The 10,232-nt window shown below is 66.1% G+C and carries 10 protein-coding genes; 3 read left to right on the forward strand and 7 right to left on the reverse strand.

The window, feature by feature from the left end; all coding sequences use genetic code 11:
- From O2807_06395 to O2807_06425, 7 genes are all read right to left on the reverse strand, one after another.
- Nucleotides 1–698, reverse strand: a 698-nt coding sequence (locus O2807_06395) for a M48 family metallopeptidase (GenBank protein MDA1000131.1), incomplete at its 3' end; no start/stop codon positions are given.
- Nucleotides 699–719: 21 nt separating this feature from the next.
- A complete protein-coding gene (locus tag O2807_06400; protein MDA1000132.1) occupies nt 720–2,078 on the reverse strand; it encodes a heterodisulfide reductase-related iron-sulfur binding cluster in 1,359 nt (452 codons plus the stop codon).
- Between the two features lie 9 nt (nt 2,079–2,087).
- Nucleotides 2,088–3,470 (reverse strand): FAD-binding oxidoreductase, encoded by a 1,383-nt coding sequence (locus tag O2807_06405; GenBank protein MDA1000133.1) that lies wholly within the window; start codon nt 3,468–3,470, stop codon nt 2,088–2,090.
- Nucleotides 3,470–4,915 carry an FAD-binding protein gene (locus tag O2807_06410; GenBank protein MDA1000134.1) on the reverse strand — a complete coding sequence of 482 codons (1,446 nt, stop codon included), beginning with the start codon at nt 4,913–4,915 and terminating at the stop codon, nt 3,470–3,472. The genes O2807_06405 and O2807_06410 overlap by 1 nt, the downstream gene beginning before the upstream one ends.
- Before the next feature lie 96 nt (nt 4,916–5,011).
- Nucleotides 5,012–5,332 carry a hypothetical protein gene (locus O2807_06415; GenBank protein ID MDA1000135.1) on the reverse strand — a complete coding sequence of 107 codons (321 nt, stop codon included), beginning with the start codon at nt 5,330–5,332 and terminating at the stop codon, nt 5,012–5,014.
- 75 nt (nt 5,333–5,407) lie between these two features.
- Entirely contained in the window at nt 5,408–6,463 is a 1,056-nt protein-coding gene (locus O2807_06420; protein MDA1000136.1) for an Ldh family oxidoreductase, read from the reverse strand.
- A 25-nt stretch (nt 6,464–6,488) separates the two neighbouring features.
- Nucleotides 6,489–6,995, reverse strand: a complete 507-nt coding sequence (locus tag O2807_06425) for a VOC family protein (protein MDA1000137.1) — start codon at nt 6,993–6,995, stop codon at nt 6,489–6,491.
- Between the two features lie 163 nt (nt 6,996–7,158).
- Between O2807_06425 and O2807_06430 the strand changes: the two genes are divergently transcribed.
- The 3 genes from O2807_06430 to O2807_06440 form a co-directional block, all read left to right on the forward strand.
- Nucleotides 7,159–7,404: a bacteriophage holin gene (locus O2807_06430; GenBank protein ID MDA1000138.1), complete on the forward strand. Its 246-nt coding sequence runs from the start codon at nt 7,159–7,161 to the stop codon at nt 7,402–7,404.
- Between the two features lie 84 nt (nt 7,405–7,488).
- Nucleotides 7,489–9,018 (forward strand): amidohydrolase family protein, encoded by a 1,530-nt coding sequence (locus O2807_06435; protein ID MDA1000139.1) that lies wholly within the window; start codon nt 7,489–7,491, stop codon nt 9,016–9,018.
- 30 nt (nt 9,019–9,048) lie between these two features.
- Nucleotides 9,049–10,232, forward strand: a 1,184-nt coding sequence (locus O2807_06440) for a molybdopterin-dependent oxidoreductase (GenBank protein MDA1000140.1), incomplete at its 3' end; no start/stop codon positions are given.

Consider the following 10,232-nt stretch of genomic DNA (forward strand, 5'->3'; position numbering starts at 1 on the left):
GCCTCCATCCGCTGCCAGAAGTCCACGGCCGCCCGGGGATCGTAGCCGGCCTTCGCCATGTAGGTGAGGCCGAGGCGATCGGCCTCCGACTCGTGGGCCCGGGAGAAGGGCAGCAGAATCCCGATGTTCGCGCCCGCGCCCAGAAGGCCCGCCACCTGGCGGACGATGTAGGGGTCCTGGCGGCTCATCCCGATCTGAACCGCCTGGAGGCCCAGGCTGACGATGAGGTGCTGGCTCAGGCGCTCCCCGCCGTGGCGGGCGATGGCGTGCGCCACCTCATGGCCGAGCACCGTGGCGAGCCCCGCCTCGTCCCGGGCGATGACGAACATGCCGGTGTTCACCGCCACCTTCCCGCCCGGGAGCGCAAAGGCGTTCGGCGCATGGTCTTCGATCACGATGAACTCCCAGCGGTAGGCATGGGCCTTCCCCGATACCGCCGCGATCCGCCGGCCCACGCGCTGCACCATGGCGTTCTTTTCGGGGTCGCGGGAGATCCGCTGCTTCTGTTTCACCTCCCGGAAGGTCTGCTCGCCCAGCTGGATTTCATGGGACTCGGGCATGAGGAGGAGTTGCGAGCGCCCCGAGATGGGCGCCTTGGCGCAGGCCGGGAGCAAGAAGAGCAGCAGCACCCAAAGGGCGCCGCGGCGGAGAAACGAGAGAAATGTTCTTGGCGGCTTGTCACGGAGAAAGAAATGCATCCTCATCCCTCCCTGCGGGCGCTAGGGCAGCGCCGCGCCCTGATACACGCCCTCTGCGCGGTAAGCCTCGTCCAGAAGAACGACCGGATGGACGACGCGAAGGGACATCCCCCGCGCCCTGGCGCCGAATTCGATCTGAATCTGGCATCCGGGATTTCCCGTGCACAAAACGGGGGCTCCCGCCGCCGCGATGTGACCCATCTTCCGATCGAGCAGCTGCATGGATATCTCGGTCTGGGTGAGGTTGTAGCTCCCCGCCGAGCCGCAGCACCAATCGCTCTCCTTCAGGGGAACCGATTCGACGTTGACGATGGCATCGAGCACCTTCAGCGGCTGCTCGCGGACTTTCATGGCGTGCACCAGATGGCAAGGATGATGGTAGGCGACCCGCTGGGGCTCGGGGTGGTGCGTTGGGCGAATCCCCGCCTGGGCCAGAAAGACGCTCACGTCCATCGCCTTCTCGCTGAAGCGGCGGGCGCGGTCCGCGAGGTGGGGGTCTCCCGCCAGTAGCTCTCCGTATTCATGGAGCATGGCGCCGCATCCCGACACCGCGAGGACGATCGCATCGTATTCCGCGGGGTTGAAGGCTTCCAGGTTTTCCCGGGCCAGCCGGCGCGCCGTATCCCGATCGCCGGCGTGGGCCTGAAGGGCGCCGCAGCAGGTCTGTCCCCGGGGGAAAACCACCCGCGCGCCGTTCGCCGCCAGGGTGCGCACGGCGGCCCGGTTCACATCCCCGAACAGGAGCGATTGGAGACATCCGCCGAAAAAGGCCACCCGGTACTTTTCCTCGCCGATGGCGGCCACTTCCGCGGGCAGCGGACGCATCGCCTCCAGGGGCGGCACCTCGGGCATCATGGGCTCGAGGCGCCGGAGTTTTTCCGGCACCAGCCCCAACCCGCGCGCCAGCGGGCCGAGCAGCGTCTTTTGATACAGCCGGCCGAAGAACCCGGCCGCCAGCAGCATCCATCGCTTGGGCAGAAGCCACCGGAAGAGGAACCAGCGGACCAGCCGCTCGCCCGGCCCTCTGCGGCGCACCTTTTCGAGACACTCGCGCGCGGCCTCGATCAGCGAGCCGTACTTCACCCCCGAGGGGCAGGCGGTCTCGCAGGCCCGGCAGTCGAGGCAGCGGTCCAGGTGTTTGATGACGGTGGGGCTCGCCTCTATCTCGCCGTCGTAGACGCTTCGCATGAGATAGATCCGCCCCCGGGGCGAGTCCATCTCGTTTCCGAGGAGCGCGAACGTCGGGCAGCTGGTCGTGCACAGCCCGCAGTGAATGCAGGTCTGGATCCGATCGCGATCGAGGCCCTCCGGCCCGTGGAAGGGATTGGCCGCATCCCTTCCCGGCGCATATGCCGCGGCGCTGAACGCTTCGGTGGCCATCTCGTCCCCCTAAATCCTTCCCGCAAAACGCCCCGGGCTCAAAACCCGCTTCGGATCGAACTGCTCCTTGATACGCCGCATCAGATCGAGCGAAACCGCCTCCATGGCGTCCTCGCCCCAAACCGCCACCTCCTCGCGAAGGTGCGCCGGGCAGGTATCGAGGCGGACGTGAACCGAGCGGCCGGAGGATGGTTCCACCCTTGCCCGGCATCCCTCGGAAAAGCGCCGCCAGGCCACTTTCATCGCCGCGGCGTTGGCATCCGCATGAACCCACGCCCGCAAAACGCCGCTGCCCGCATGGGCACACACCGCGACGCGGCCCCCCGCGGCCGATGCCGCCCCCTGCGCCGCATCGGCGAAACGGGGAAGCGCATCCATCCGGCCCGAGGCGCGCATGGCCAGAACATTCGCCCCCGAAAATCTGCCGCCCGGAGGATCCGCCAGCGCCTTTCCCAGTTGCCGGCTCCTCTCATCCTCGAAAGAGACCGGATCGCTCCCCCCCTCGCGCACCAGGAAATCCGGCACCCGGCCCATCTGCTCCCGGAAGCCTTCCTCGAAATCACCGACCGCAACGGCCAGGCACCAGGGCCCCGGCAGGGCGAGCTCCGGCGCCGCTTGCGCGAGCGCTCCGGCCCGCTCCGCGTTCAATACCTCCGCCCACATCGGAGAGAGCGGCAATCCTGTGAGTTTTCGCGCTGCCGAAAAGACGGCATCCGCCGTCGGGAAACCCGCGGCAGCGGCCCCTTCGCGTTCGGGCATCTTGTAGAGGCGGACCGCCAACTCCGTCACCACGCCGAGCGTGCCCCAGCTTCCCGCGAACAGGCGGTTCATGTCGTAGCCCGTCACGTTTTTCACGACAAGCGCGCCGTAGGTGTGTGTCTCCCCGCTCGGCAGCGCGACGCGCATCCGCATCACCCGATCCCGCGCCCGCCCCCAGCGGATTCTCATCGGGCCGGAGCGCTCCGCCATCAAGGTGCCGCCGAGGGTGGCCCGCGACGGATGGGGGGGATCGAGCCCCGCCGTCTGCCGTGCCGGCGAAGTCAGCCGGTTGAGGGCCTCCACCGTCATTCCGGCCCCCACGACGGCGGTCAAATCGTCCTGGAGAAAATCCACCGCGCCCGACAATCGCTCGGTGGAGAGGGCCACATCGTACCGCTCGGGCCGGTACCCGGTTTCCCGGCCGGTCCTCCCGCCGCAGGGGATGACGCCCAGCCCCGACTCGGCTGCGCGGGCGAGTATCCGGACGACGGCCTCATGGTCCGCAGGCCGTGCGACGAGCGCGGGCAAGGCGCCGCATACCTCGTAATCGGAAACACCTTCTTCGGACAAAACGGAAGGTCCGCCGGTATCGGCCGCCACATTTTGCGCAAAGGCATCGAGAGAGGCCGCCATTACTTGGAGATCCCCGCCGGCATCCGGGTGATCCCGCCCCGCTGGGCGACGGGAAACTCGACCTCCCCGCCGGGGATTAATTTGCCGGGATTGAGCAGGCCCTCCGGGTCGATCGCATCGCGGAGCCGCTCCATCCCGGAGAGGGTTTCCGCATCGAACTGATCGCGCATCTCCCGGATTTTTTCGATCCCGATCCCGTGCTCGCCCGAGAGCACGCCGCCCGCCCGGATGCAGGCGCGCAGCACGTCCGCACCGCACGCGATGGCCCGCTCGGTCTCGCCCGGATTGCGGTCGTCAAACAAGACATTGGGATGGAGGCTTCCATCCCCCGCATGAAACACATTGGTGATTCGGAATCCATGTTCCCTGCCTATCTGATCGAACTCCTCGAGCACCTGGGCCAGCTTGGAACGCGGCACCGTCCCGTCGAGGCAATAGTAACAAGGGGCGATCGCGCCGAAGGCCCCGAAAGCGTTCTTCCTCCCCTTCCACAGGCTCGCCCGCTCCGCCTCGGTTTCGGCCATGCGGAAATCACTGCATCGGTTTTTCTCGCAGATGTCCCGAATCATTTTCTCAAGCGGCTTCATCGAGGAGAAGAGCCCGTCGAGCTCGATCAGCAGGACCGCCTCCGCATCCTTGGGATAGCCCGCCTTCATGATGGCTTCGATGGCCTCAAGGGTGTAGCGATCCATCAATTCCATCGCCGCCGGAACACAGCCCGCCGCGATGGTGTCGCTCACCGTCTGGCAGGCGTCGGTAACGCTTGGAAAACTGGCCAGCATCGTCCGCACCCCCTCGGGGTTGGGCGTCAGGCGGACGATCAGCTCGGTGGTGACCGCGAACGTCCCCTCGGAGCCGATGAAAATTCCCCGGAGGTCGTAGCCGGGCACTTCATCCCCATCCGCACCGAGGCGAACCACCTCTCCGCTCCCGAGCACCACGATCATCTCCTGGATGTGGTTCGTCGTCATCCCGTACTTGAGACAATGGGGACCGCCGGAGTTTTCCGCGGCGTTTCCGCCGATGGTGCACGCCATCTGGCTCGAAGGGTCGGGGGCATAGTGAAACCCGTGCGGAGAAGTCTCCTGGGTGAGATGAAGGTTCACCACCCCCGGCTGGACGCGGGCGAGGCGGTTCTCATAATCCACATCGAGAATCTTGTTCATCCGCGTGAAAACGACGAGAACGCCGCCCGGGGCGGGCGTTGCGCCGCCGGAAAGGCAGGTTCCCGCTCCGCGGGCGATCAGCGGGACGCCAGCCCCGCGGCAGGCCAGGACGATTTGCCGCACCTCCTCCGTATCCTCCGGGAGGACCACCGCGGAAGGAACGCCCTTGTAAATCGTCAACGCATCGCACTCATAGGTCTTCAAGGCTTCCGGCGCGGTGTGGATGAAATCCTCCCCGACGATTTCCGTGAGTTTTGCGATGAAGGCCGCCGGGTCCATGAACGCTTCCTGCGCGAAAAGGAAAAGAGAGTGCCGGTCGCTGCGACGCGGCCGATTATACCGCGCAGCGGGAGCGGGACAAAGCAGCGCACACCGTTACCAGGGCGAGCCAGCCGGAATGGAGCCCTCTCCGAAACAATGGTACCAGGCGAGCAGCCTCCGGCCGTCCGAGACGACGGCCAATGCGCTGCCTCCCGCTGTCTCGACGTAGGCCTTTCCGTCCTTGCTCTGCACTTTCAGTACACGGGCCTTGAGCTGCTGCCCGATCGCCCGGGTGCAGCTGGCCCGATCGTGGAACCGTGCACCAATCTTCTTCCATTTCCCGGCGTCCGATCCCGCCAGCTCCCCCGCCTGGTGCACCCACATAAACCAGACCAGAAAGCTCATCAGAATGGGCGCCGCGAACTTTCTTCGCACGAACCCTCCTTCCTCGCTCCCCCCGGAACCGCGCACATGATCGAAAACGCTTCGCCGAAAAATTTTGTTCCGCCATCAGAGCGGAAGACCGATGCGCAGCTTCGCAGCCACCTCCGCCACCTGGGCCCAGACGCCCGCCTCCACCGGAATTCCCTCGCGCAGGCGCCGCTCTTTCTCGGCGAAACTCCGCTCTCCAGGGATGCGGATATTCTCTACCCCCTCCGCCTTGGAGGATTCCTTAATCTCGCGGATATGCGCGCTGACCGCTTTGCGGAAAACCGCCGGATCGCCGAAGGAAGCGGGGTCGATGGCAATGAAAAGATCGCCCTTGTTGGATGCCCGCCCCTTCGTCAGCGAGACGACCACCTCTCTCCCGACAGCCCCGCCGAGGAGCGGACCCGCCAGAAGACCGAGAACGAAACTGAGCCCGAAGCCTTTGTAGCCGCCCCAGGGCGTCAGCGCCCCCGCCGCCGCCCGCGCCGCATCGGTGGTCGGCTTGCCGTCCGGCCCCAGCGCCGCGCCCTCGGGGATGGGAACTCCCTGCGCCCTCGCCTTGAGCACTTTCCCGAAGGAAATCTCCGTCGTCGCGAAATCGAGGAGGACGGGCTGATCAGAATCCGTCGGCACGGCGACGACGAGCGGGTTCGTCCCCAGGATGCGTTCCGTGCCGCCGAGCGGATGGGCCAGGGGCGGGGTCACCGAGGCGATGATCCCCACAAGGCCCGCGCGCGCGATTCGCTCGCCGTAGTAGCCCATCATCAAAAGATGGTTGGCCCGGAGAAGTCCCACCGTCGCACTTCCCGCCTTTTCGGCCTTCCGGATGGCCAGGCTGGCCGCGTAAATTCCCCCCACCGGGCCGAGGGCCGAGTCGCCGTCCACCAGCGCGGTGGCTTCGCCCTCCTCGATAATGTGGGGCACGGCCCGGGCGTTGATCACTCCTTCCAGAATCCGGGGAATGATAAACGGGATGCGGATCAGGCCGTGGGTGCCGTAGCCGCGCAGCTCGGCCTCAATCAGCACATCCGCCGCCGCCATCGCCGTCTCGGGGCCGCACCCCGCCGCGGCGAGCAGGCGCTCGATGAGATCGCGGAGCGCATCTGCGTTCACAATCCGCTGAGGACTTTCCGTCATGCGCAATAACTTTCTGGCCGAAAGGCTAGAGGTCCGGCGCGGGCGCCGCCCTGCCGGGGCGGGTGACTTTCATCATCCAGCAGTAAATTTCTATCCGGTTGCCGTCGGGGTCAAGAAAATAAAAAGCGTGGCTGCCGCTGCCGCCCTCGAAGGCCCCCTGCGCGCCCTCGAGCGCGTGCACATAGGGCCCATCCGCCAGTTCGACGCCGCAGTCCTTGACGTGCTGGAGGGCATCGAGCCAGTCCTCGCGCTCTGCCACCTCGAAGGCGATGTGATTCACGCCGGCTTCCTGGCGAATGTAGGAATCCACCACCGGCACCCCCGCCTTCACCGCGTCCTTGGGGAGCTCGAAAAGAACAAAATCATGGTGCATCTCCTCGCACCGCATGAAGCAGATGGGGCGGTGGAACTCGGGCGGCCCGTACTTGCCCGTCAGCTTGAGGCCGAGAACTTTCCGGTAAAACTCGATGGAACGTTCCACATTCGAGACGTTGACACCGATATGGCCGATGCGCATAACGTTGCAACCCATCGCGTCTCTCCTCCCTGGACACCGTCAATGAAAGCGAATCTCGTACATTTTTGTCCGGAATCGGCCTCTATTTTAGCACGGCCGGCCGCATGCGGCAGACCCCCCCTCCGCGGGAGCCTATATTGGATACAGGGAGCGGAAGCGCCGCCGGGAGGGGAAGGACATGAAACTCGACGCCATGCGTTTTGGAACCGCCCTGGGGATCGTCTGGGGCTTCGGGGTTCTCTGCCTGGGCGTCATGGCCGCGGCCTTCAACTGGGGCACCCCCGCCCTGCAGCTTCTGGGGAGCCTCTATCTCGGCTTCGCGCCGACCGTGGCCGGAATCCTGATCGGCATCATCTGGGGATTCGCAGACGGCTTTATCGGCGGCTTCCTCATCGCCTGGGTGTACAACAAGCTGGTGGGCTAGCAGCTTCCTTACGTTCCCTCCCCGAATCTGCTATGTATGGGAAATTCACATCCATGGCATTCTCATCGAGGGAGGTGGGACGGTATGAAGCGACTCCTCGTCAAGGCGGCCCACGTGGCCACGCTGGACGACACGCTGGGTACCATCGAAAAGGGCGCGGTCCTCATCGAGGGGGACGAGATAAAAGAGGTCGGCTCCTTCGAGGCGCTCTCCGCCAAGGGGCCCTTCGATGCGGAGATCGGCTCGCTGGATGACGACCTCCTCATGCCGGGCCTCGTCTCGGCCCACCATCACTCCGGCCGAGGCTTCCGCGACGGGATTCTCGACGGCGCCCTCGAGTGTTGGATTCAGACGGTGTACGGCAATGTCCACGCGGCGGGGTTCACCGAGGAGGAAATCTACCTCAACGCCATCTGGTCTTGCCTCGAGCTGATTCGCGGCGGCTGCACCGGCGTCGTCGATCTGCACGCGGGGAACCCGAAACGAGAGCGCCTGGGGATTCCCGCCACCGCGCGCGCCTACCGCGATTCGGGGATGCGGGCCGCCCTCTGCGTCGGGGTGCGGAACATGAACCGCCTCGCCTACGAGGGGGACGATGCGGTTTTCCGCCGCCTCCCGCCCGAGGTGCAGGAAGAAATCAAGGGCGCACTCCAGCCGCCCGACCTCGATCGCTTCTTCGAGACATGGAACGGCTACTTCGGCGATCTGCACCAAGCCGATGGCCGGGTGCGCATCTTCCTCGGCCCCTCGGGGCCACAGTGGTGCTCGGAGGAGCTGCTCCACCGCGTCAAGGATGCGGCCCGCGCAAAGAACACGGGGATTCAGATCCACCTGCTCGAAACGGCCTACCAGCGCGCCGCCGGCCCCCGGCTGAAGGGAAAGTCCCTGGTCGCCTGGCTGGACGGCCTCGGCTTCTGGGGCCCGGAGGTCTCCTGCCCCCACTGCGTCTGGCTCTCCCGCGCGGACATGGCCATCCTCCGGGATCGGGGGGTGTCCATCGTCCACAACCCGAGCAGCAACTTGCGCCTCTCGAGCGGCATCGCACCGGTGCGCGTCATGCGCGAGATGGGGCTGAGCGTCGCCTTCGGCGCGGACGGGATGGGGATCAACGACGACAACGACGTGCTCGCCGACCTGCGGCTCGGACATCTCCTCCAGCGGCTGCCGGGGGTGGATACGCCCCCCATCGCGCCGGAGGACTGGTACCGCCTGAACGTCCGCGGCGGCGCCCGGGTGATGCTGCAGGCGGATTCACTCGGCGCCCTCGCGCCCGGAAAGAAGGCCGACTTCATCCAGATCAGCCAGCGGCGGCTCCGCTACCCGGCCGCCAACCCGGAGCACGACCCGCTCTTCCTTCTTCTCCAGCGCGGGGTGGGGCGCGATGTGCACGGCGTGTGGGTCGGCGGGGAGCCCCTCATGCGGGAGGGAAAGATTCTGTGCGTGGATGAGGCCGCCCTCGCCGCGGAGATCCACCGCCTGTGGAGCGCCCGCTATCCGCGCGTTAATGCCCTGCGGCCCCTCTACCGTCATGTGGAGGAAAAAGTCCGAAAAGAGTTCGAGGCATGGGATCTCAACCTTCCGGGCGATCACCTTTATCAGTACAATGCGCACTGATGAGAAGGCCGCCCCGTTAGAGGAAGATTCATGCCTGAAGAAAGCGGAAGAACCTACCGGCATCACCACTCCCACTGGGGCGCCTTTACCGCCGAAGTCGAAGCGGGCCGCCTCGTCGATGTCCTTCCTTTCGAGAAAGACCCGCATCCCTCCCCCATTCTCCGCTCCATGCGCGATGGGCTTTATGCGGAAAACCGCGTGCTCCGGCCGGTGGTGCGGAAGGGCTGGCTGGAAAAAGGCCCGGAGAGCCGCGAGGGGCGCGGATGCGAGCCCTTCGTCGCCGTATCGTGGGAGAAGGCGCTCGATCTGGCGGCGGCCGAACTCGAGCGCGTCCGGAAGAATTTTGGAAACGAGGCCATCTTCGGCGGCTCCTACGGCTGGTCGAGCGCCGGGCGCTTTCATCACGCCAAATCACTCGTCCATCGGTTCCTCAACACCATCGGCGGCTTCACGGGACAGGTGCACACCTACTCCATCGCGGCCGGCTACTCGATACTTCCCTACACCATCGGGGGCTACGCGATCCTGCGCGATCAGTGCACCACCTGGGACAGCATCGCGGAGAACACGGGGCTGTTCATCATGTTCGGCGGAAACCCGCTCAAGAACATGCAGGTCGGCTCCGGCGGCCAGGGGATGCACACGGCCGAGGACTGGCTCCGCCGGGCGAAGGAGAGGGGCTGCCGCTTCGTGAACATCGGCCCCATCCGCCAGGACGCGGCGGACTTTCTGGACCCCGAGTGGATTCCGCTCCGGCCGGGCACCGATACCGCCCTCATGCTGGGGCTGGCCCACACGCTGCGCGAGGAAAATCTGCACGATGCGGATTTTCTCGCGCGCTGCTGCGAGGGATACGGAAAGTTCGAGTGCTACCTGAGCGGCGAGACCGACGGCACGCCCAAATCCGCCGAGTGGGCCGCCTCCATCTGCGAGGTAGACGCGGCCACCATCCGCTCCCTGGCCCGCCGCATGGCCGGCGCCCGCACCATGCTTTCGACCAACTGGTCGCTCCAGCGGGGCGATCACGGCGAGCAGCCCTTCTGGATGACGGTGACGCTGGCGGCCATGCTCGGCCAGATCGGCCTCCCCGGCGGGGGCTTCGGCTTCGGCTACGGCAGCATGGCCGGGATGGGCGAGCCGCGGCAGTCCATACCGGCGCCCGCCCTGAAGCTGGGCGTGAACCGGGTGAAAGACCATATCCCGGTGGCGCGCAT

The organism is bacterium (assembly GCA_027622355.1).
Taxonomy (GTDB): Bacteria; UBA8248; UBA8248; order UBA8248; family UBA8248; genus JAQBZT01.

What these genes read in the sequence shown, in the direction of transcription:
- O2807_06400 (MDA1000132.1), bottom strand. Translation starts at nt 2,078, where the DNA reads ATGGCCACCGAAGCGTTCAGCGCCGCGGCATATGCGCCGGGAAGGGAT.
- O2807_06405 (MDA1000133.1), bottom strand. Translation starts at nt 3,470, where the DNA reads ATGGCGGCCTCTCTCGATGCCTTTGCGCAAAATGTGGCGGCCGATACC.
- O2807_06410 (MDA1000134.1), bottom strand. Translation starts at nt 4,915, where the DNA reads ATGGACCCGGCGGCCTTCATCGCAAAACTCACGGAAATCGTCGGGGAG.
- O2807_06420 (MDA1000136.1), bottom strand. Translation starts at nt 6,463, where the DNA reads ATGACGGAAAGTCCTCAGCGGATTGTGAACGCAGATGCGCTCCGCGAT.
- O2807_06425 (MDA1000137.1), bottom strand. Translation starts at nt 6,995, where the DNA reads ATGGGTTGCAACGTTATGCGCATCGGCCATATCGGTGTCAACGTCTCG.
- O2807_06430 (MDA1000138.1), top strand. Translation starts at nt 7,159, where the DNA reads ATGAAACTCGACGCCATGCGTTTTGGAACCGCCCTGGGGATCGTCTGG.
- O2807_06435 (MDA1000139.1), top strand. Translation starts at nt 7,489, where the DNA reads ATGAAGCGACTCCTCGTCAAGGCGGCCCACGTGGCCACGCTGGACGAC.